The 21,745-nt window shown below is 36.7% G+C and carries 19 protein-coding genes and 1 pseudogene; 4 read left to right on the top strand and 16 right to left on the bottom strand.

Annotated elements, in window-relative coordinates; all coding sequences use genetic code 11:
• Positions 1-34 precede the first annotated feature (34 nt).
• The 3 genes from QNJ66_RS10925 to QNJ66_RS10915 are packed head-to-tail and all read right to left on the bottom strand — an operon-like array spanning position 35 to position 1,787.
• Positions 35-370 (bottom strand): SH3 domain-containing protein, encoded by a 336-nt coding sequence (locus QNJ66_RS10925; RefSeq protein ID WP_300506390.1) that lies wholly within the window; start codon positions 368-370, stop codon positions 35-37.
• 48 nt (positions 371-418) lie between these two features.
• Complete coding sequence (locus tag QNJ66_RS10920; RefSeq protein ID WP_300506387.1) at positions 419-1,195, bottom strand: L,D-transpeptidase; 777 nt, start codon at positions 1,193-1,195, stop codon at positions 419-421.
• Positions 1,196-1,235: 40 nt separating this feature from the next.
• Entirely contained in the window at positions 1,236-1,787 is a 552-nt protein-coding gene (locus QNJ66_RS10915) for a L,D-transpeptidase family protein (protein ID WP_300506385.1), read from the bottom strand.
• A gap of 1,367 nt (positions 1,788-3,154) precedes the next feature.
• Here QNJ66_RS10915 and QNJ66_RS10910 point away from each other — a divergent pair.
• The 4 genes from QNJ66_RS10910 (at position 3,155) to QNJ66_RS10895 (ending at position 7,954) form a co-directional block, all read left to right on the top strand.
• Positions 3,155-6,361 (top strand): glycoside hydrolase family 9 protein, encoded by a 3,207-nt coding sequence (locus tag QNJ66_RS10910; protein WP_300506382.1) that lies wholly within the window; start codon positions 3,155-3,157, stop codon positions 6,359-6,361.
• 608 nt (positions 6,362-6,969) lie between these two features.
• Entirely contained in the window at positions 6,970-7,413 is a 444-nt protein-coding gene (locus QNJ66_RS10905) for an Hsp20/alpha crystallin family protein (protein ID WP_300506379.1), read from the top strand.
• Positions 7,414-7,536: 123 nt separating this feature from the next.
• Complete coding sequence (locus QNJ66_RS10900) at positions 7,537-7,743, top strand: type II toxin-antitoxin system HicB family antitoxin (RefSeq protein ID WP_300506376.1); 207 nt, start codon at positions 7,537-7,539, stop codon at positions 7,741-7,743.
• On the top strand, positions 7,733-7,954 hold the full coding sequence (locus QNJ66_RS10895) for a type II toxin-antitoxin system HicA family toxin (RefSeq protein ID WP_300506373.1): 222 nt from the start codon (positions 7,733-7,735) through the stop codon (positions 7,952-7,954). Before QNJ66_RS10900 ends, QNJ66_RS10895 begins: the two co-directional genes overlap by 11 nt.
• Here QNJ66_RS10895 and QNJ66_RS10890 read toward each other — a convergent pair.
• The 13 genes and pseudogenes from QNJ66_RS10890 to QNJ66_RS10830 form a co-directional block, all read right to left on the bottom strand.
• On the bottom strand, positions 7,949-11,386 hold the full coding sequence (locus QNJ66_RS10890) for a tetratricopeptide repeat protein (RefSeq protein WP_300506370.1): 3,438 nt from the start codon (positions 11,384-11,386) through the stop codon (positions 7,949-7,951). The two genes, QNJ66_RS10895 and QNJ66_RS10890, sit on opposite strands and share 6 nt — an antisense overlap.
• 225 nt (positions 11,387-11,611) lie before the next feature.
• Positions 11,612-13,174: a glycoside hydrolase family 3 N-terminal domain-containing protein gene (locus tag QNJ66_RS10885; RefSeq protein WP_300506416.1), complete on the bottom strand. Its 1,563-nt coding sequence runs from the start codon at positions 13,172-13,174 to the stop codon at positions 11,612-11,614.
• 74 nt (positions 13,175-13,248) lie between these two features.
• A complete protein-coding gene (rbfA, locus tag QNJ66_RS10880; RefSeq protein WP_300506414.1) occupies positions 13,249-13,638 on the bottom strand; it encodes a 30S ribosome-binding factor RbfA in 390 nt (129 codons plus the stop codon).
• A 253-nt stretch (positions 13,639-13,891) separates the two neighbouring features.
• Positions 13,892-14,407, bottom strand: a complete 516-nt coding sequence (locus QNJ66_RS10875; protein WP_300506368.1) for a hypothetical protein — start codon at positions 14,405-14,407, stop codon at positions 13,892-13,894.
• Positions 14,408-14,490: 83 nt separating this feature from the next.
• Positions 14,491-15,153: a class I SAM-dependent methyltransferase gene (locus tag QNJ66_RS10870; RefSeq protein ID WP_300506365.1), complete on the bottom strand. Its 663-nt coding sequence runs from the start codon at positions 15,151-15,153 to the stop codon at positions 14,491-14,493.
• A 47-nt stretch (positions 15,154-15,200) separates the two neighbouring features.
• Entirely contained in the window at positions 15,201-15,419 is a 219-nt protein-coding gene (gene thiS, locus QNJ66_RS10865) for a sulfur carrier protein ThiS (RefSeq protein WP_300506362.1), read from the bottom strand.
• A 3-nt stretch (positions 15,420-15,422) separates the two neighbouring features.
• Entirely contained in the window at positions 15,423-16,442 is a 1,020-nt protein-coding gene (locus QNJ66_RS10860; protein ID WP_300506359.1) for a thiamine phosphate synthase, read from the bottom strand.
• 156 nt (positions 16,443-16,598) lie between these two features.
• Positions 16,599-17,771 carry a transaldolase gene (locus QNJ66_RS10855; protein WP_300506357.1) on the bottom strand — a complete coding sequence of 391 codons (1,173 nt, stop codon included), beginning with the start codon at positions 17,769-17,771 and terminating at the stop codon, positions 16,599-16,601.
• A gap of 86 nt (positions 17,772-17,857) precedes the next feature.
• On the bottom strand, positions 17,858-19,144 hold the full coding sequence (locus tag QNJ66_RS10850; protein ID WP_300506354.1) for a transposase: 1,287 nt from the start codon (positions 19,142-19,144) through the stop codon (positions 17,858-17,860).
• Between the two features lie 189 nt (positions 19,145-19,333).
• Complete coding sequence (locus tag QNJ66_RS10845) at positions 19,334-19,621, bottom strand: DUF5132 domain-containing protein (RefSeq protein ID WP_300506411.1); 288 nt, start codon at positions 19,619-19,621, stop codon at positions 19,334-19,336.
• A 245-nt stretch (positions 19,622-19,866) separates the two neighbouring features.
• A complete protein-coding gene (locus QNJ66_RS10840; protein WP_300506351.1) occupies positions 19,867-20,442 on the bottom strand; it encodes a Uma2 family endonuclease in 576 nt (191 codons plus the stop codon).
• Between the two features lie 122 nt (positions 20,443-20,564).
• Positions 20,565-21,374, bottom strand: coding sequence for an A24 family peptidase (locus QNJ66_RS10835; protein WP_300506348.1), 810 nt, complete (start codon positions 21,372-21,374; stop codon positions 20,565-20,567).
• A gap of 255 nt (positions 21,375-21,629) precedes the next feature.
• Positions 21,630-21,745, bottom strand: a pseudogene (locus tag QNJ66_RS10830) (IS630 family transposase); the annotation flags it as partial.

Genomic DNA, 21,745 nt, shown 5'->3' with positions numbered 1-21,745 from the left:
TAAGTGACCCGTCGTTATTCTTTTTGTTCCCAAACTAATCGCAAACATAATCAGAACGAACCCATCCTTCTCGACCATTGATGTAAACCTGTTGCCATCGATAACCACCACCATCGTGGCCCATAGCACTGCGATAAAGAGCTACCGTTTGTCCATTCCGAACTTGTGTCCAATAACCATAATTGGTTCCAGGGCCGTTTCTGACATTTAAGCGACCATTGCGGTCTCTGGTACAAATTTGTCCATAATGACCTCGTCCCCCTGCTGCTCCACAGTTATCGTAGGGCCCGCATCCAGGCCCTTGTTGTGCTTGCATGGGTAAGGCAGTTGTACCGACAAGAATAATACTTGCCATCAATGTTTTTAACATAATTTTATTCTCCGTGTGTATGAGAAACAAAGTAAATAAGAGCAAAAATTAAACCTGTAACTTGACTTCTAAGTATTGCGGTTGATACTTATGAACGTATTGCAACACTTGGTCAAGGTCACGTTTATTGGTTAGGGCAATACATCCTTGAGTTCCATCTTCCCCGTTAGTTTTTTGGAAAGACGGGTCATAATGAATCCCTAAAGCGTACCTTCCGGTGGCAAATAGGGGTTCAATGGGGAGAAACCTTCCCCCAACTTCAGGATGAGTTCCGGCCACCACTGCACTCGCTACCTGATATTGACCGTCTGGTAGGGGTGCTTCTGTACCAGATTGGTGGCGATTTCTGTTTTGACTGTCAGCGCGTCCTGTAACGGTTCGATAGGTTTTCATGAGACGGCCATTGGCATACAGTCGTAATTCATAAAGAGGATTTCCCACTGTATTACTGGTATTAGTAGGGGTCAAGGTCATATAAGTACCTTGAGTAACCTGTGCATTTTCGTAGGGTTCAACAGGGGTTTGTGAATAATCGTTATCTGATGGTTCGGGTAAATTCGGTTCTTTGTAGCCAAACTCCAAGTTTTCTTGATAGCTAGGTTGGTTTTTCTCGTAACCCGAAGGGTTAATAGGAATTGGGGTTTTTAGGGATTGTTCTGGGTTAACCGTCGTCGGCAATTCTCTATTGATTTCTTGGCTATTTAAACCAACAGTATTTTGTTCTTCAATGGTTTCCAAAGATTGCTCTTGTTTTTGTTGACCATAAGAAACATAGGCAAACATCACAACACAACTTAATAAGGCTAATGTCAGTTTAAATCTCATAATAAAACACCCATTTCTATCAAGGGGAGAAAAACTAAATCTATTGAATATCAACAATTAATAATTGTGGTTTATGAGTCTCAACAAAATTTAATAATGTGGCAAAATGTTGACGAGAACTCAAACCAATACAACCGGCAGTCCCATCCTCTCCATTACCTTTATTATAGCTTGGATCAAAATGAATGCCCAAAGCACTTCTACCAGTAGAAAATTGAGGATAAACCGGCAAAAAACGTCCCCCTACTTCTGCCAAGGTTCCGGGTACACTATGGGAACTAATTCGATAATTTCCATCGGGTAATGGTGCTTCTGTCCCTGCTTGATGACGGTTTCTATTTTGGGTAAAATGACGACCGGCAACGGTTTCAAAGCTATATAAAAGCTGGCCTTGATGATACACTCTGAGGAAATAAATGGGATTTTTTTGTTGATTGGTCGTGCCAGATGGCACTAAATGTAAACAGTCATTACAAGGTTGTGCCATGTTATAAGCTATTGGTTGGGTTTCGGCACTTACAGTTAAACTATTAGTCATCATTAAAGGCGACAACAAACCTAAGACTACGGAAGAAAATAACCAACGAGTCATCGTGTTCAAATCCTTAAATTTTTATTAACAAAACTATATTTTCCAGAACAAATTTTAAAACTAGCTTGTTAGAGTTTAACTCAAATTAAACGCTAATCTTGTTAGCCTGGAACTCCTGCATTTAATGAACAAATGCTAGGTTTAATAACTCTCACACCTATTGTTGATTCCCAATATATATTCGATTTATGAATTAGCTTTGATTCTTTCTTTTTTTTTTAATTTTCTAAACTTAACCCACCCCTAAGTGCCTGGACAAAAATAAACATTACAGTTGAGAAAAGGCAGGAGACAGGAGGCCGGAGGCAGGGTTCAGGAGTAAGGCTATAGCTATATTTACATCAGTTAATACACTGCTGTTTACTTATATCCGACTACTTAACCCCTCGCAGGATGGGAAATAATAGTAATTTCATAGCAGTTTTCATTGAGTAAGTAGTATTGACATTTTAATGTTTAATTCACATCTTGTACCTCCATAAAATCACTTAGTTCAGAGAGGCAATAGGGAATGGGGAATAGTCAAAAGGGTTAGTTGTAACTATAACTGATTGATAATTGATTTCGATGATTCTCGTATTAAGTTTTTATGTACTTCCGCCAGATATCAGTTTAATGTATGCAAATGAAAACTGCTTTCAAGAAGTAGGAGTCAACGGCCGTTGATCAAAAATTGTAGATTGTCGAAAAGCAGATTGCAGATTGAATAAACACAGGTTCCTTCTAGACTTTTTTAGGAAAGGACGGGGTTTTAAACCTAATTTTTTGATATTTTTTTTGCTAAGTTATTAAAAATTTTGTCTAAACTATAGATAGTTATCCCATATCTTTTATTCTTTGCACTATTTTACCTTATTTGAATAGAAGCTCAGGCAAAAATCATACTTTCAATACTTAAATAATACTACTTAAATAACGCTACTTAAATAACGCTACCTAGTTAATTTACAAAAACTAAAATCAAGACTGCTAGAGAAAAATTATTAGTTTATTATCACAACTGTGGGGGAGTTAAGGTGAGGTTAAAAATCTGTTCAAATACTTAAAATTATCTTCTAAACTCATAGGTACTTTAAGATTGAGGTATACAATTAATAGTATCCAAAACTATTTAATATCATTTTCTGTGAAAGGTTTTGGAAATAATTTGCAGACTTCTTTTCGAGAATATTTTTTACTAAGAAATAATCCCAAAAGTTTCAGTCTAATAAATAGTTAGACTCATGGCTAAACAGTCAAGGAATCCTACTCTTTAACGGCAAATAAAACTCGCTTTTGAGGTTGAATTTACGCAATCAAGCTAATGATTAAATCAGCATAATCTCTGCTGAATAATGCTATTTGACCACATACTAGACAGACAAGACATGATTAACTTCTCGATTATTAATGACTGGAACAACGGTTTTACCGCTAATTTGTCCATTACAAATACAGGAACAGAACCAATCAACGGCTGGATTATTGAGTTTGATGCACTATTTGAAATTACGAACCTTTGGGATGGCGGAATCGTCAGCCAAAACGGAAATCGCTATGTAATTGAAAATGCTGCCTGGAATTCGACAATTAATCCTGGTCAGACCATCTCATTCGGATTTAATGCAACAAAGTCAAATGGAATGACGATTGAGCCAACAAACTATCAACTCAACGGAGTTGATATGGTTGATCCAAATAACCCAGGTGACTCTGGAGACAACGATCATAACGGGGATATAGATAATCATGGGGATGAACACAACCATGATCATGACCCTTTATCCGATGATCACCCTAAAGATCCTCTGACCGATGGAGGACATAATCATGATCATGGAGATAATCATGGGGATGAACACAACCATGATCATGACCCATTACCCGATGATGACCCTCAAGATCCTCTCACAGATGGAGGACAAATTTTCTACAGCGATGGTAGCAACCAACGCATAAACAACTTCGACTCCTCCGAAGATAGAGTAGATATTGGACCCGATTCGATCCACAATCAAATCCCTATTGATACTGCCGAGGGTTTGGTGTTCCAAAATATGTTTAACCCCAACCGCTCCCTAACACTGGTTGGAATTAACCTCAAAGACCTCAAGGCAGAAAACTTCACCCCCATATCCGATGCTCACCTGCAACAAGACCTGAGTGCAGCTTTAGCATGGGAAAACGGAACAGGGTATATCAGAGAAAATACAGTCTATATTCGTTCCCATCAACAAGGATTAGAAGAAATAGTCCAATTTAACCCAGAGACTGACCGAATTAGCTTTTTCTATCTCAGTGTGCGAGGGGATAATCAACTGAACTTTGCCGTAGAACAAACGGATCTTGGGGTCAGGTTTTATAGTCCGATTACAGGTCAAAGCATAACCCTGAGCGGAATTCAATTCTCGGATTTGGATAGCTCGCACTTTGAGTGGAGAGCCAATCAGCTAGAAGACAATATCGCAGGTCGTATGGGACTATCGGATAAAATAGCCAGCTTTACTATTGTCTCTGACAATGTATTCAGTGGCAAAAGTGTGGCGATGGCGGGGTTAGTGGATAGAGCGCCCTATCACACCAACTATCAAGATTATACAGGTACACCTATAGGCTCTAATCCTCCACCAGATGACCCAGTAGATCCACCAACTGATCCAGTAGATCCAGTTGATCCAGTAGACCCACCAGATGACGCAGTAGACCCAGTAGATCCAGTAGATCCGCCAGTGGATCCACCAGATGACGTAGTAGACCCAGTAGATCCACCAATTGACCCACCAGATGACGCAGTAGACCCAGTTGATCCACCAAGTGATCCCATAACCTCAGACTACGAAGTAAATTTTGCCATTACTAATAACTGGGGTAGTGGATACCAAGGTGAAGGAAAAGTCACTAACAATGATAGTAGTTTACTCAATGGCTGGACTATTGAGTTTGAATTTTCTGGCAACATAACTCAAATATGGGATGCAGAAATTGTCAGTCAAAATGGGGACACTTATGTAATTAGGAATGCACCTCATAACGCCACAATATCTGCTGGTCAGGAGATATCTTTTGGTTTCTTAGGAAATGGTTCTACTTCCGATTTACCAGAGGTATTCAAGCTTAATGGAATGGTAATCGGTTCCAATAGCGATCCCATTGCGCCAGAAGATCCAGGAGATCCGGTTGCGCCAGAAAATCCAGGAGATCCAAGTGACCCAGGTGATCCAGGAACAGGTGATTTTAATTATGGAGAAGCCCTTCAAAAATCCCTTCTTTTTTATGAAGCACAACGCTCTGGACCACTTCCAGAAGACAACCGCATTGACTGGCGTGGTGATTCTGCTGTGAATGATGGTGCAGATGTTGGGGTTGATCTGTCTGGTGGCTATTATGACGCAGGAGACCATGTTAAGTTTGGCTTCCCAATGGCATCCTCAATGACCATGTTAAGTTGGGGTGTTGTTGAGTATGGTGATGCTTATGAGCAAAGCGGGCAACTTGATGAAGCTTTAGAGGCGATTAAATGGGGTACTGACTACATTATCAAAGCTCACATCACTGATAACCAAGGAACACTGGAATTTTGGGGACAAGTGGGTGATGGTTTTGTCGATCATTCCTACTGGGGACCGGCAGAAGAAATGACGATGAATCGTCCATCTTTTAAGATCGATCGCGAAAATCCAGGGTCTGATCTCGCCGGTGAGTCAGCCGCAGCACTAGCCGCCGCTTCAATCATCTTTAGAGAAAGTGATTCTGCTTATGCTGATCTTCTGCTGGATAACGCAACACAATTATTTGACTTTGCTGATCAGTATCGTGGCAAATATTCAGATGCCATTTCCAATGCTAGTTCTTTTTACAACTCTTGGAGTGGCTATATGGATGAGTTGTCATGGAGTGCAGCATGGCTTTACAAAGCAACAGGAGATACCACCTATCTTGATAAAGCAGAACAATATTATCAAGGGTTAAATCCGCAGTGGACTCACAATTGGGATGATAAATCCTATGGTGCTGCAACTTTACTGGCTCAAGCTACAGGTAAGTCTGAATATCAACAGGATGCTGAACAATGGCTTGATTATTGGTCTGATCCAAACGACGGTATTCAATACACCCCTGGGGGTCTTGCCTGGTTAGATCAGTGGGGATCACTCAGATATAGTGCCAATACCGCCTTTATTGCAGGAGTTTATAGTGATACAGTCAATGACTATGGCGATCGCTATGCCAACTTCGCTAAAGATCAGATCGATTACTTATTAGGGGACAACCCTGATAATTTTAGCTATATGGTTGGATTTGGAGACGATTATGCCCTCAATCCTCATCACCGAAGTGCCCACGGTGGCTACAACATCAACGATCCCAATCCAAACGCTCATATCCTCTATGGTGCATTGGTAGGAGGACCAGCATCACCTAACGACTACGATTACCTAGATGTGCGCTCGGATTATATTCGCAATGAAGTAGCCCTGGACTACAATGCAGGTCTAACAGGTGCTTTAGTTCGTCTCTATGATCAATTTGGAGGAGATCCTTTAACGGATAGTCAGATTCACACTCTTCCAGGTCTCTCTGTCTCAGACCTATAATACGGAAGTCCTCTGATCTAGCTTTTTGTTGACTCCCTCAAAGGAGCCAGATGAAAGGGGGACAATTGTCTCCCTTTCCACTTGAGACTCAGCCTCAGTAGATCACAAAGATCCTATTTGGGATTGCATGGGAGTGGGGAGCAGGGGGCAGGGGAGATTATTATAAGTCAAATTATGGCAAAAATAATCATAATTTGGATTAATAAAGATTTTAGGGAAACATGATGGTTTATTCTTTAATTTTAATCTGATTTCTTTTCTCCCTGCTCCTTACTCCCTGCTCCCCCGCCGTCTCAACCAAGATGTTTGTGATCTACTTAGCCTACAATCTACCCTCTGCAATGTGCAATCCTTTGACCCCGACAAGATAAACATCTCTAGTCTAAGTTGATGAAAATGGTATGAGAAGTTGTTTTTAAACCCTACTATGTCCATAATATTAAGCTGCTACTTATTGGTTAGGAGACGGGAAGCATGGGCTTAATTGTTATAGGGTAAACTACACCCTTCTGGGTCGAATAAACCGTATTCTATGATAATTTTCTTGGGTTAAGATAAAGACAAGAAAGGAAAAAACAAGCAATAAGCACCATTTGGAGATGACAATTATGGCACTTTTACGTTATAACCCTTGGTCAGAAATGAACGCTTTACAACGTCAAATTAATCAACTGTTTGATGAAGGTGTATTAACGAATTCAGAACGGAATTTGAAAGAAGCAATTTTTGCTCCTTCTGCCGAACTTTCCGAGACAGATGACGCAGTAATGCTCAAGTTAGAACTTCCTGGAGTTAAACCCGAAGATGTGGATATTCAAGCTACAAAAGAAGCTATCTATATCACTGGGGAACGGAAAGAAGAAACTAAATCCGAGGAAAACGGTGTTACTCGCAGCGAATTCCGTTATGGTAAGTTTTCTCGTTCTATTGGATTACCTGCTCTCATTGATAATACTAAAATTAGCGCAGAATACAAAGAGGGAATTCTTAACTTAACGTTACCCAAAGCTGAAGAAGAAAAGCACAAAGTAGTAAAAGTTTCCCTTGCTTAATTTTGTTCGGTGGATGATACTAATTCTATGAAATTGTGTAGAGGCATTTACTAAAATGTCTCTACTTTAATTATTTTTGCTAAATTATGTTATATTACATTTAGGGTATTTATTGTCAATGAGATGAAACAGTCTTTTACAGCAAGAATTTTTTCAGAAGGTGATTGGTTTGTTGCTCAATGTTTAGATATTGATATTGCTAGTCAAGGAAAAACAGAAACCGAAGCATTAACTAATCTTCAAGAAGCATTAGAGTTGCATTTTGAACCACCTTGTGCAACAGTTATTCCTGAATTACAGAAAATAGAGGTAGAAATTAATGCCGCTTAAGCCTTTATCTTATCGTCAAATTAAACGCAAGTTAGAGGCCGCTGGATTTCAAATTGTTAGTCAAAAAGGAAGTCATGTTAAATTTGCTAAAGATACCATAGAAGGAAAGCGAACAACCATTGTTCCACGTTATAAAGAGGTTACAATTGGTACAATTAGCAGTATTTTAAGACAAGCTGGGTTAACTGTTGATGAATTTGAGAATTTATAGTTGATAATTGATATTATTCTCAATCATAATAATAGCCTCATTAATTCCTTCAAGTTGAGGACATCTTTTCAGAAGATAAGCAGTTTCTAAAACTCGATTTAATAAACCAATAGGTGGCTTTTCTTCGCTTAAAATTGTTTGTAATGTGCTTAACCCTTGTTCAATTTCTCCAAGGGCTATCATATAAATTGTACGGAAAAGTCTTTCATATTGTGCATATTCTCCATACCATTTTAATCCATTTTGCCAACTTATTTTAGCTTGGTCTATATTTCCTTCTAATGCTTGTAAAATTCCTAATCTTAAAAATGCGTTTCCATCATAAGAATTAACTTCAACCGCTTTTGTTAATAATATTTTTGCTTCATCTAAATTATCTTGTAATAAATAAACTAAACCTAAATTATGATAACTTTTTGAAGAAAAAGGATTAAGTTCAATCGCAATATTTAAGTTATCGATTGCTTTATTCCATTCTTTTTGACAATGGTAATAATAACCTAAGTTATGATAAGCATTTGAATTTCTATCGTTGAGCTTAATTGCATTATTAAAAGCGGAAATAGCTTCTTTATCTCTTTGTAAATCTTGATAAGTCATACCTAGTATGTTGTAATCATATGAATCTAACTGGTTTTTAGCATAAATTTCTATTATTTTTTCATAACATTCTATTGCTTTTTCATGCTTATCCCAATCACGATAAGTCCATCCTAAATATTGATAATGCTGAGAAATAAACATACTTTTTTGGTATATTGCTATTGCAGTATTAAAACTATAAACAGCTTCTTCATAACGTCCTAATTGACTATAAATTTTGCCTAATCTATTATAATAATAATCATTCATTTGATTATTATTAGAAATCAATTTTTGATAATGGATGATTGCTTGATCAAATTGCCTAAGATTGTCATATACTAATCCCATTCGCATATCATATAAAAAAGCATAGTATCTCTCTTTTCTATTATAAATATTAAGTGCTTTTCTATATTTGTTTTGACAGAAGTAAACATCAGCTATATCTGTAACTATCTTATTTTTTAAATCATTAAGTTTAATATCTGCAATTCCTCGTGCAATAGCTTTTCTAATTTGATATTTATTATGATTTAAAGCAATATCTTCTAACCATTCCATTACCTCAGAATCATCTTGCCAATATTTGGTAATAGTTTTTGCTACTTTTATAACTTCTTTATTATTTTCTAAAGCTGCTTTTATAACGTCTTTCTCATTTTCTAAAGCTGCTTTTAAACTGTCTAAAATTCTATTTTTAACATAATCTAAATCAACTTTACTATCAACCTCATCTAAACATTCTGCTGCCAAAATTAAAACATCTACTTCTTTACTCTGTTCATAAAGATCAACTAAATAATTAATAATATCCCCAACAAATTCATTCAAATTACCTGCTATTAATCTTAACACCTCATGCCAACTTTTATCCTGCCAATGCTTCCCGAATACATCTTTTTTTAACTCATCAATACTTAAACCTCCCTCTTTTCCTCGTTTATTAAACCTATCAATAAAAGCCATTGCACAAAAATACTCTAAAAAAGTTCGATGTACAAATCCATAATAATCTTTACCTAAATAACATAAAATAAAGTCTCGTTTTCGTAATTGATCAATAATTTTTCCTGCTATAGTTCGCGCTTTTGTCCCTCTTAAACGAGTATAATAATAATCTGCGATCGCCTCTTCTAAATGATCTCGATGAATAATATTTCCTTTTAACCCCTTATCACTTCCTTGCATTTGATAGGCAATATCCCGTAACATCCCTTGTTTTGCCCGCAAATCAACATCATCTAGAGTTAATTCTATTTTCTTATATTCTATCTCCCATTGATGCAATAAAACGTCAGTTGACTGCTTATAAAGATCGATACGTCTGCGAGGTAATTCCTGATAACGATTAAGAATAGCCATCATGGTTAATAGTAGGGGGTTTCCGGCTAATTGTCGAATAGCAGGAGACTCTTTTACCGCAGTTTGTAGACGTTTTTGGGTATCATAACGATCCTGAGATGATTCCTCTGGTAATGCTAATTTATGCCATCGTTTGATAAATTCTCGTATTTGGCTATTATTAAACTCTTCTAATGTAAAATGGGTGAATTCTGCATTACTTAACTCATCTGGGTTATAACCAACAATACGAGAAGTAATAATAATATAAACCTGGGGATATTTATTACTAAAAGCGTGTATTTCTTTAATAACTCTTCCATAAATATCCTTGCTAAAAATTTCATCTAATCCATCGAACATCACCACAGCTTTACCTGTGTTTAATTGTTCGTGAAGTTGCTGTTTATTTAATTCACAAATTTTCCGTTTTCCTTGATGAAAATAATCTAAAAAATCCTGGGGATCATTTTCATCCTTTGCATAGTCTCTCAGTTCAATTAATAAGGGTATTTTTTCCGTAGGATTGTCTGCCCAATCTAATGCTAAATATTGTAATAAAGTGGATTTTCCTGAACCTGGATCACCCAAAAAAACAGTGTAATGATATTTATCATCTTTAACAATATCTAAAACAGATTGAGATGGTTTGCCGAGAAAAAATTGCTGGTATTGGTCAAAATTACTTTCAAAAAAATTGTCTTCTATTGCTTCCTCTTGCTGTAATTTTTCTAATACTTCTTTTGGTAAATCATAGCGAGAGGGTGGTAATGCTTCCTTAACAGTTTGAGGTATAAAAATCTTGCCTAAATTAACTTGATAAGCTTTACTGCGATAAGTTACATCAAGTTTACTTAGTTTTAAATATCCATAGGTTTCTTGTAAACTTTCTCGATAGCGTTCCAAGTCATAATCAGGTATAATTCCACTAATATTTTGGGTATTGGTTGCAATTTCTTGTAATTTTTTTGCACTAAATAAATCTTTTAATTCTTGAGATTCTCCAACAATATCATTAACCCGTTTTAAATAAAGTTTACTGATTCTTTTCCAATCAAAATCTTCAGGAAGTGGTTCTAATTCTAAATTATCCCAATTGGTTTGTAATAAACTTGAATCTAATTTTTCACAATTTGGATCAAATGCTTTACCTAACCATTGTTTGATATCTTTATTTTGAATAAATTTAGTTAAAGAGTTAGTATAACTTTCAACTTCCTGATTTTCATCTCCTTCTGCTTCTAACTCTTGTTGGATTAAATAAAGAAACTGTCCATAAGCTTTCCCCATTGCTTCGCTTAAAGCATCTTTTTTGAAGCGACTTAAACCCGATGTTAAAGAGTCTTTCAAGGAATCTTTAAAAAAGTCTTTTAAAACATCTTTAATAAAACCTTCGCCCTCTTTTTCTACTAACTCAGTTAATTGTTTTCCTACTGTTTCTAAAACACTTCTAAAGGCAAAACCCGATAGTTGCTGTACACCCCAAATAGCCAACCAATCTATCATATTGTTCCCATCCTGAATAATAATAGTGGTGTTCCATTAATTATAACTTGATCATCTGTAAGGTGGACAATGCTAACCCAAAATCTTTTTCTAGAGACTATGATAAACATTGCCCACCAATTTATTAAATAAACAAATGGTAGGTTACGGCTGATTTTTAATTTTCTTTCTATCACCTAAATTTTAAACGTCTAACCCACCCTGCGAATAATAAGATTAATCCTTTTAAATAAAAACATCTCCTAAATTTTTAGACATTTTTCTTAATTCTGCTGTTGATAAATTAAATAAAGTTTGACAAGCGATCGCCTGACTTTCTGCCATTTGTCCGTAGGAAAATACCCAAGGAATTTCTAAATTTATTTCTGTCGTAAACCAGTCCAAAATATAAGGACTCCCATAAATAATTAAACCTTTAACTATTGACTTATTAAGTAATTTATGATAGTATTTTTTGACAGTTTCATTAAATCCTGAATTACCCCGAAAAGGATTACCTCTGATGAAAATTTGTAATAGAGTTTCTTGCTCCTCTTCTAATATATTGCTAAAGGTCTTTTGATCAACTAACTGTAAGTTATAACCTAATAAATTAGGAATGGTAAAAGCCGGCATTTGTCGATCTAAAAAGTCTGCATTTAAAATGTCATCAACAACAATTAAATTTCGTTTTGCTGTATTGTCTGTTACTTTCAAAGGTAAATTATTACTGGTTTTTAGCGAATCTCTGAGAATATTTTTAACTGTTTCCCTATCTGATTTTTGAGATAATTGATAAATTGATATATTCTTATTTTGAGAATTAAATATTGTTTGTTTTGCTTCCCAAATTCTATTTAGAGATTCATCTATTCTTTCAACAGTTAATCTACCTGTTTTTACAGCATTATAAACAGAACTAATAGCTATTTCCGGATCATCTGGCATCAATAAAATATCCGCACCTGCTTCCACTCCCTTTACTGAAATTTCTTCAGAATCAGCAAATTTTGTAACACCTCCCATAATCAAAGCATCGGTAACAATTAACCCATTAAAACCTAACTTTTCTCGTAACTTTCCTGTTAAAATAGCTTTAGATAAAGTAGCAGGATTCTTTTTATCCCAGGCATTAATTAATAAATGTGCAGTCATCACACTATCAACATTTGCGTTAATTGCTGCTTGAAATGGTACTAATTCTAAGCCTTCCAATCGTTCATTATCATGATTAATTATAGGTAAATCTAGATGAGAATCACTGCTAGTATCACCATGGCCAGGAAAATGTTTTGCTGTGGTTAAAGTCGGATAATTTTTTGCACCTTCAATAAAGGCTTTACCTAACTCACTAACGATTTGTGGACTATCACCAAAAGAACGAATATTAATAACAGGATTATCAGGGTTATTATTAACATCAACCAGAGGACTTAATATCCAATTAATACCCATTGCTAAGGCTTCTTTTGCCGTAACTTCTCCCATTTGATAAGCATATTTTACCGCTAATGGTAAATCAGATTTAGCAATTTCTCCTAAGGCCATAGGAGGCGGAAAATTAGTCGCACCGCTAAACCTTTGTCCCACACCTTCCTCTATATCTGCTGCAATAAAAAGAGGAGTTTTCGACCATTTTTGTAACTGTTGAGTTTTTAATAATAATTCTGCTGCACTTCCCCCCAATAAAATCACCCCACCTAGATTTAAAGTTTCTAACCAATGGGATAATTGACGGTTAGAAGCTTCCCAGATGGGGTAACGAATTTGATGATCAAACAAATAACCAGAAGTACGAACCACGATCATTTGTCCGATCTTTTCTTTTAAGCTAAATTGAGTCCAATCAGGTAATAAATTAGTCACAGAGATTCATTATTTTGCTAATCTTCTGTATTATAAGACTCATCTTCTGGAGGGATCGTTTCTCGAATTTCGTCAAGAAGATTTAGCATTTTATTACCTCTTTCAATACCACGATCCTCAAAAAATGTCACTTCTGGGGCGCGTCTTAAACGGATACGATGTGCTAATTCTTTTCTCACATATCCTTCTGAAGATTTTAACCCCTCCATAGTTTCAATTTTCGCCTCTTCTGTGCCGTAGATGCTAACAAAAATTTTAGCGTGTTGTAGATCCCCGGAGAGATAGACATCGGTGACGCTAACCATTCCTGAACCTACACGGTCATCTTTGATATCAAATAGAAGCATTTGAGATATTTCGCGTTTAATTAACGAGGAAACGCGAGAAACCCGACGACTATTAGCCATTTTCGCCCCCTTTTTTTGACTAATGTGGGCAATATTTAGGGTTTTATTAACCACTACTCTAGATAGTATAGCAATCAAAACTACTTTGTATCTAGGTTTTGGCGAAAGTGACTGTAAGGTTTGATTTATTGGTAGTTAGTCTAAACTCCACAATGATGAGGTAGAACAGAAGAAAACTAAACAATAAGTTGCTGGTTGACAAGACAAATTAATGGGCATTTTTGAGCATTATAAATTTGAAAAAAGTCATTATTTAATCTGAGTGACCTAGCAAACTTAAGGTATTCAAAATTTCAATCACCCCTCGCGCATCTTCCCTTGCATTTGAATTAACCGGTGTGTAAAGTTCTTTGAATAAACAGTTTTCAGCCATACCAAATACTGGCCGCATTTCATGATCAACAATCTTCCATTCAGAATTATAAGTCAGATAGCGAGCTTCAAGAATCATTCCCTCAGCCGGTCCTCCTAAATTACAAATAACTCTTGTTTCTGAGGGTTCTTGAATTCCTCCTGAAAGACTGTCATAGCTAAAACTACGTCTTAACCTATCAAGTCGTCTATAAAGTTGCTCTGGTATCTCAATTGATTCCCCGTCTATTTTTAGTGAAAAACTATCGTCAATAGATGTAGAATTAGGATCAATATCATTGCCATAAAACTGAATTTCTCTGGTTGTGGTTGTATCGGATCTGTATTGAAGATTCAACAATAATATTTCCTCGGCCTTGACAACATTGGGGAATATTGCCAAACAAGAAACCAACATGATGTTAAGATTTATCAAGAACTTCATAGTCTGAACCCAGATTAAATTTTCTCTTATTGCAACTTTTTAATTATAGACTATGTTTATTTCTTTAAAGCTAAGGTTAATCCATCTGCAAGAGGAAGCATACTTATGACAATTCTCGGATCTTGATGCAATTTTTGATTAAAGTTTCTAATTTTTTGTGTGCGATTATCTTTAACATCAGTATCAGCAACTCTTCCGCTCCATAATACGTTATCAATGGCGATTAATCCTCCTGGTTTAACTAACCATAAAGCTTTTTCATAATAATTATTATAATTACTTTTATCGGCATCAATAAAGGCAAAATCAAAACTATTACTTTGTCCTTCTGCAATAAGTTGATCTAGTGTTTCTAAAGCAGGGGCAATACGTAAATCAATTTTATGAGCGACACCAGCTTTTTCCCAAAATTGTTGGGCTATTTGTGTTGTTTCTTCATCAACGTCACAGGCAATAACTTGACCATCAGCAGGTAAAGCTAAGGCAACAACCAAAGCACTATATCCTGTAAAAACACCAATATCTAGGGTTTTTTTTGCCCCCATTAACTGCACCAATAAAGCCATAAATTGACCTTGTTCTGGTGCAATTTGCATTATAGCCATTGGCTGCTTTTTAGTTTCTTCGCGCAACTCTTTTAATACTTCTGCTTCTCTAACAGAAACCTGTTGAAAGTATTGATATAAATTAGATTCTAATCCCAATGTTTGATTCGCCATGTTAGACCTCATTAATTATTAATTATTACTTGTTAATTATTAATTACTTAACCGCCTCCCACAATAGTAACAATTTCTAATTGATCGCCTGTTTTTAACATCGTATTTTCCCAGTATTGCCTGTGTAAAATTTCCCCATTATATTCAACAGCAATTAAACGGGGGTTAAGTCCCATTGCTACTAAAAACTGAGGTAAGTTATTTCCAGATGAACAAGTTTTTTCCTCACCATTCACTTGTAACTTAATTGTTTCACTACTATTCATTGTTTATTTTTCCTTGAATTGTTTTAACAATTTTGCTGTTGTTTTTTCTGGATCATTTGCTTCCATAATAGCACGAACTAAAGCAACTTGAGTTGCCCCAGATGCCATTACTTCGGTAACATTATGCTGATCAATTCCACCAATAGCAAACCAAGGAATGGGAGAATTTTCCTTTGCATATTTAACATATTCCAAACCGGCTGGTTTTTTATCAGGTTTAGTGGGGGTTGCATAGACGGGGCCAACACCAATATAGTCTGCTTTTTCTGCGATCGCTTTCGCCATTTCTTGGGGGTTTGTGGTGGAACGTCCGATAATTTTATTCGGTCCTAAAATTCGTCTTGCTAAGGATACGGGAATATCTTGTTGTCCTAAATGAACCCCGTCTGCGTTAACTTCTAAAGCGATATCTGCACGATCATTAACAATAAATAAAGCATCATATTTGTGGCATAATTCACACAGTTTTTGAGCCATTTCTAGGCGAATTATGTCATCTATATTTTTCTTTCTATATTGAACCAAAGTTAAACCACCTTTTAAAGCAGATTCAACAATTTCAAATATATTTTCTGTAGAGGAAGTCACTAAATATAAAGAAGAATTTATTAACTTTTTGTAGCGATAAGATTGTAATAAATCACTCTCTAAAATATAAACTTGGTAACGAATTTTTTTAAAGGCATTTCCCATATTAGGATCATAGAGTTTGCCGTATTCTTCTAATACCCTTAATGCTTCTTGAACCCGACATAAATTAGCTTGTAAAAGTTGTTCTATATTCTCTCTTATTACCTCTTGAGGGTGGGATAAACTCGTTCCTGGGTCATTAGAAGTATCTCTAGCTTTGCGTAAGTCTGATGTATGCCAATGGGCAATTTCTTGGCGCATTTGCTTACATTTATCCGTCCAATCGCTATTTTCTAAACCTAAGCGACACCATTCTTCAACGACTCTTAAACCTTCCCTAGCCCGATCTAAATTAGCATCTAAAATGCGAGAAATTACTAAACTTTTATCCATATTTTTTTTAGTATTTTAAACCAGAAAATCAACACATTTTAATCAACTGGTACTACAGATGTTAAGGTTGTAGGGGTCAACGGTCGTTGACCCCTACTTTAGAAAACTGGTATAATCGACCCTTTCCTATTACCAATTACCAGTTAAAACAAGTAATTAAGCTTCAACTAAACGAATAGCAGCCCCTAACCCTGCGGCCATTTCTTCGGGGGTAATTTTACCATCGTGGTTAACATCAATAGCATCAAAAACGAGATCAGTTCCTGCCCATTCTTCACGAGTAATGAAGCCATCGCCATCCAAATCATAAACTCGGAAAATATCAGCAGCAGCGTTATTAACCCGTGTTTCTCCTTCGATACGAGTTAATCTTTCTTTGAGCATTTCTTCCAAAGTTTCTAAGGCTTTGGTAAAACCTTTAATCCCCTCATCTAGCTTTTCGTAAGCCATTTTATCTTCTTGGTGCATCTTATCAAAAATCGCCTTATCTATAGCAATTTTTTCAAGATCCATCTTCGCAGCAGCTTCGGGATCTAGCTTACGGGGTAAAGTTTCTTCCGTGGAATTTAACTGATCTAATAACTTAGGAGAAATAGTTAATAAATCGCAACCAGCTAACTCACAAATTTCGCCGATATTACGGAAACTCGCGCCCATAACTTCGGTTTTGTGACCGAACTTTTTGTAATAATTATAGATCCTGGTAACAGAAATTACTCCAGGATCTTCTGTGGGGGCATATTCTTTTCCTGTTTCTTTTTTATACCAGTCTAAAATACGACCAACAAAAGGAGAAATGAGAGTAACATTAGCTTCTGCACAAGCCACTGCTTGGTGCATTCCAAATAGTAAAGTTAGATTACAGTGAATCCCTTCTTTTTCTAAAATTTCTGCTGCTTTAATCCCTTCCCAAGTAGAGGCAATTTTAATTAGAATGCGATCACGGGAAACCCCTGCTTTTTCGTATTCAGAAATTAGATAACGGGCTTTTTCCAGAGTTGCTTCGGTATCATAAGATAAACGAGCATCTACCTCTGTAGAAACACGACCCGGAACAATTTCCAGGATTTTTAAGCCAAAAGCAACCGCTAAACGATCAAAAGCCAGAGTAACAACCGCTGACTCATCGGCATCTTTTCCTAACTCGTTTCTAGCAGTTTTTAAGGTATCATCCACAATAGACTGATATTGTGGCATTTGGGCTGCTGCGGTGATTAAAGAAGGGTTTGTGGTGGCATCACGGGGGGTAAAGGTTTCAATTGCTTGAATATCCCCTGTATCAGCAACGACAACGGTAAATCCTTTCAACTGTTCTAATAATGTTGCCATATTTACTCCTTTAGGATAGCGGTAAAAATTTCAAAATCTAAGCAGTTGACATACTCCCGTCGACGAAGTCGAGGGATTCTAACACCTCACGATGGTAGTTTTCTGCTTCTTCCTGTGCTAACTAGAGTATTGTGACCAATACTCCCCGTCGCTTCCAGTCCACAGACATTTTTGGGTCGAAACGTCTCTGAGATTTCCCCAGAGGACGCAAACCGACCCCCTACGCTATGCCCTAGCGCAGCAATTCCTCTATTCCTTATCTCTTGAGAAGCGGCTACATCTCTTGTCGTTGTGTAGCCACACTCATTACAGTAATGAACCCTGACATCTAAAGTTTTCTTTCCTGTGTGTGCGCCACAGTTGGGACAAGTCTGGCTCGTACCATCCTTGTTGACCTTGGCAAAGTAGACATCTCTCCGAAAACATACCCACTCTAAGATGTTCACGAACTGGCCAAAGCCAGCATCAGCACTATGCTTTGAGAGGATTCCTCTTTGCCAACTGACAAAGTTGATATCTTCTACAAATATCATTCCAGCACCATCGCAAAGATGATGAGCCAACTTAAAATGCCAGTCTTTTCTGGTATCAGAAATACGCTGATGTAACCTAGCTATTTTTTGGTTTAATTTGTGTCGATTATTCGACCCTTTCTGCTTATTCCTTAACCTACGTTGTAGCAATCTAAGCTCACTCTGTAGGGTTTTGAGGAATCGAGGTCGTTTAATCTCTTGTGCGTCACTGGTTGCAACAAACTTGTCGTAGCCCAAGTCCAACCCTCTAGGATGACCATGAGCCATAGGACTCGGAATATCAACATCTAACTGTAGTGACAGCATCACAAAGTAACCAGATGCTTTTCTAACCACCCTAGCTTGCTTAACTTCAAAACCTTCCCGAATCGGTCGAGATAGTCTCCACTTAACCCATCCTAGTTTCGGAAGCTTAACAGCATCATTTCTTATAGGGTCTTTTCCTAGCTGTGGAAAGACAAAGGAACGCAGACGATACTTGTTCTTAAAGCGTGGAAAACCAAAACCTCTGGCTCTCATGTCATCCCAAGCTCTATCCAAAGCTCTTAACGTTTGCTGAAGAACTTGAGAATGGACAGTCTTTAACTGAGGATATTGCTTTTTAGCATCGGTTAGTTCCTTGGCTTGCCGATGGTAATTTGGGAAAGGCGCATCAGCAGAGATGATATATTCACAATTGAGGGAGCAAGCATTTACAGGAGACTTACGAGAGGCGCACCAATCTTTGCGCTGACCTAGGGCAAAATTCCAGACAGAACGACACACATCAAGAGTTTCCTCGATGATATCAATCTGTTCAGGAGTCGGTTGCAGTTTGTACTCGTAGGTCATGGTTAGCATGGTTCTATTTTAGCTTACAGAAGGTGACTTTTTGTGTAAATTTTGTTTAAAGAAGCTAAAAGCGGAGCGAACTGTTCAGAGGTTCCCTCCGAACCAGCACGCGCACCAAGCATAGGTTTGTTTGTTGGTGGGATTTTCATCCCGTCTGTAAAACCGAGGGTCTTCAATCCGACATTTAAGATAATTCCTTCAACCCCCTTCAGCGATCGCAGGTGTTTCGGTTCTTTCTTCAGCTAATTCAGCTAAAGATTCAGCGACCATATCTTCAAAGGTTTCACCCACATTAGCAATCACTCCTTTACCTTTTTCATAAAGGACAACTCCACCTTTAATAGTTGCTTTAGCGATTGGTTTAGCTGCTTTTCCTGCAACGGGAATTAATACAGGAAGTAAAACAATAGCAGTAATTCCAGGAATACCAAGGTCTTCTGCAATATTTTTAAGACCGAGTTGGGGAACTAAATCTTTAAGCATGATAATTTTCACCTCTTTAACTTTATCATAAACTTTTCTTTACCTCTCATTTCTAGTGTAACTCTCTTTTACTTAAGGGTTAGAGTTTAATACTAAATATTGGCTAAATCGTTAGTTTTTTTAATAAATCTTAATATCTTAATTGATAACTTCTAGCAATAGTTATTACAAATAAGATACCCTGCTTAAATTTATTTTTTCTCTGATATTATTAATAATTAATTATCCATTGATAAAGTATCTTTATTTTAAAAATTAACTTTATCATAAATGTCGGAAAGGGAAATTTCCAAAGAAAGAGATTTTAAAGTAATAGTGGCTTCTTTTCCGTCATAATCAGATAATAACCATTGTCCAGATTCAGTTTTACTAAATTGTTCAATATGCGGTCTATATTGTTCAATTAAAATATATTCTTGTAAACTAGGAATGGTGCGATAAGCAGTAAATTTATTACCACGATCATAAGCTTCTGTAGATTGAGATAACACTTCAGCTATTAATAAAGGATTAGTAATTATATCGTTTCTTCCCTCTTGTAATTGTATTTCTCCTTGAACAATCATAATATCAGGATAGGTATAAGTTTTTGTACTAGGAATCCATAGACGTTGATCGGTGATAAAAACATCATAGGGTTGACCTTTGAAAGAGAAATTAAGGACACTACCAAAATTAAGGGTAATTCTATTATGATTAGGGGTTCCACCAGACATAACAATAATTTCTCCGTTTCTATATTCATGACGATCTGTAGCCTCAATTTCTAAGTCTAAATATTCTTGAGGGCTGTAGGTTTGTTGTTTTTCAGTTTGCATGATCATCAGGTTTTCCTCATTTAGTATTAGTTGAATGGAAAAAATGTAGCAAGCATTTTAATGCTTCTACTGCCAAAAAAACGGCTGAAATTAACAGTAAACATAATAATAAAAGTAACTATCTCCTATTAACTTAAAGGGAAAAAGTTCTGAACATAAGTAGAAATAATAATTTCTCCCCAAAATAAACTTAAAATTGCACCCAAGGCTAAAAATGGACCAAAAGGGAAGTGTTGAAGACGGCCAAGAAATCCTAACATCATGCCACCAATACCAAAGAAAGAACCCACTAAACAAGCCAAAAAACTGGTCACTAAAAGATATTTCCATCCTAACCAAGCACCTATCATAGCAGCTAACTTAGAATCTCCTCCTCCTAACGCTTCTTTCCCAAAAACCCAAGTACCACCCCAACGAACAATACAAAATAACCAAATTCCTAATACTGCACTGCCGATAGCTGTCATTAAATACTCAGGAGTTTGAGCAACTTGCCAACCAATTATCCCTTGAAAGATTAACCCCAATATTAACCCTGACTTAGTTAATTCTCCTGGTAAGGTCATGGTATCAAAATCAATCATAGCAAGAGAAACCAACCAACTAACTAACACCCAATAACCCATAGTTATCAGAGTGAATTGATATTGCAAGAATACACCACAAAATAATAAACCGGTGATACCTTCTATTAAAGGATAACGCGCCGAAATCGGCCCACCACACCAACGACAGCGTCCCCGTAACCATAACCAACCAAATATTGGTACATTCTCCGTTTTTCCCAAACGATGTCCACAATGGGGACAACGGGAAGGAGGATGAATTAAAGAAATTCCTTCTGGTAAGCGATAAATAACTACGTTAAGAAAGCTACCTATACAAGCACCAAAAGCAAAGACAAAAGGAAGGGTAATGGCTGTAATTAATAAATCCATTTCGACTTACCAAATTATTAGTTATCAGTCAATTTCTACTGCTACCTTAGCTTAAAAATATTTGTAAAGCAAATATTAAAACTTGCTTTCGTTGCTTTCTTGAGGAAACTTCCTCGCTGAAAATATATAGCAGTTCCCATACTTGTGAAGTACAGAGTTTTCTAGTTTTAGGAGTTCGGAGGGCGACTTCGTCGTGCTACGCAGCGGAGTTCGGAGTTCGGGGTTCGGAGTTAGATATAGCAACCGCCAAGGCGGTTAGGACACTGTGCGAAGCACATCTTCTATGGCATCCCGAAGACACTTGAATTGACTAATTTTTTTACGAATTCGACTCTTTAACCATGACCAGCATCGCTCAATTTTATTAAGAT

The organism is Crocosphaera sp., from assembly GCF_030064895.1.
Taxonomy (GTDB): Bacteria; Cyanobacteriota; Cyanobacteriia; order Cyanobacteriales; family Microcystaceae; genus Crocosphaera.
This window is presented reverse-complemented; position numbering and strand designations above follow the sequence as displayed.

Excerpts from the sequence above, each read along its gene's own strand:
- QNJ66_RS10925 (WP_300506390.1), bottom strand. The coding sequence starts at position 370 with ATGTTAAAAACATTGATGGCAAGTATTATTCTTGTCGGTACAACTGCC.
- QNJ66_RS10920 (WP_300506387.1), bottom strand. The coding sequence starts at position 1,195 with ATGAGATTTAAACTGACATTAGCCTTATTAAGTTGTGTTGTGATGTTT.
- QNJ66_RS10915 (WP_300506385.1), bottom strand. The coding sequence starts at position 1,787 with ATGACTCGTTGGTTATTTTCTTCCGTAGTCTTAGGTTTGTTGTCGCCT.
- QNJ66_RS10910 (WP_300506382.1), top strand. The coding sequence starts at position 3,155 with ATGATTAACTTCTCGATTATTAATGACTGGAACAACGGTTTTACCGCT.
- QNJ66_RS10905 (WP_300506379.1), top strand. The coding sequence starts at position 6,970 with ATGGCACTTTTACGTTATAACCCTTGGTCAGAAATGAACGCTTTACAA.
- QNJ66_RS10900 (WP_300506376.1), top strand. The coding sequence starts at position 7,537 with ATGAAACAGTCTTTTACAGCAAGAATTTTTTCAGAAGGTGATTGGTTT.
- QNJ66_RS10895 (WP_300506373.1), top strand. The coding sequence starts at position 7,733 with ATGCCGCTTAAGCCTTTATCTTATCGTCAAATTAAACGCAAGTTAGAG.
- QNJ66_RS10890 (WP_300506370.1), bottom strand. The coding sequence starts at position 11,386 with ATGATAGATTGGTTGGCTATTTGGGGTGTACAGCAACTATCGGGTTTT.
- QNJ66_RS10885 (WP_300506416.1), bottom strand. The coding sequence starts at position 13,174 with ATGATCGTGGTTCGTACTTCTGGTTATTTGTTTGATCATCAAATTCGT.
- rbfA (WP_300506414.1), bottom strand. The coding sequence starts at position 13,638 with ATGGCTAATAGTCGTCGGGTTTCTCGCGTTTCCTCGTTAATTAAACGC.
- QNJ66_RS10875 (WP_300506368.1), bottom strand. The coding sequence starts at position 14,407 with ATGTTGGTTTCTTGTTTGGCAATATTCCCCAATGTTGTCAAGGCCGAG.
- QNJ66_RS10870 (WP_300506365.1), bottom strand. The coding sequence starts at position 15,153 with ATGGCGAATCAAACATTGGGATTAGAATCTAATTTATATCAATACTTT.
- thiS (WP_300506362.1), bottom strand. The coding sequence starts at position 15,419 with ATGAATAGTAGTGAAACAATTAAGTTACAAGTGAATGGTGAGGAAAAA.
- QNJ66_RS10860 (WP_300506359.1), bottom strand. The coding sequence starts at position 16,442 with ATGGATAAAAGTTTAGTAATTTCTCGCATTTTAGATGCTAATTTAGAT.
- QNJ66_RS10855 (WP_300506357.1), bottom strand. The coding sequence starts at position 17,771 with ATGGCAACATTATTAGAACAGTTGAAAGGATTTACCGTTGTCGTTGCT.
- QNJ66_RS10850 (WP_300506354.1), bottom strand. The coding sequence starts at position 19,144 with ATGCTAACCATGACCTACGAGTACAAACTGCAACCGACTCCTGAACAG.
- QNJ66_RS10840 (WP_300506351.1), bottom strand. The coding sequence starts at position 20,442 with ATGATCATGCAAACTGAAAAACAACAAACCTACAGCCCTCAAGAATAT.
- QNJ66_RS10835 (WP_300506348.1), bottom strand. The coding sequence starts at position 21,374 with ATGGATTTATTAATTACAGCCATTACCCTTCCTTTTGTCTTTGCTTTT.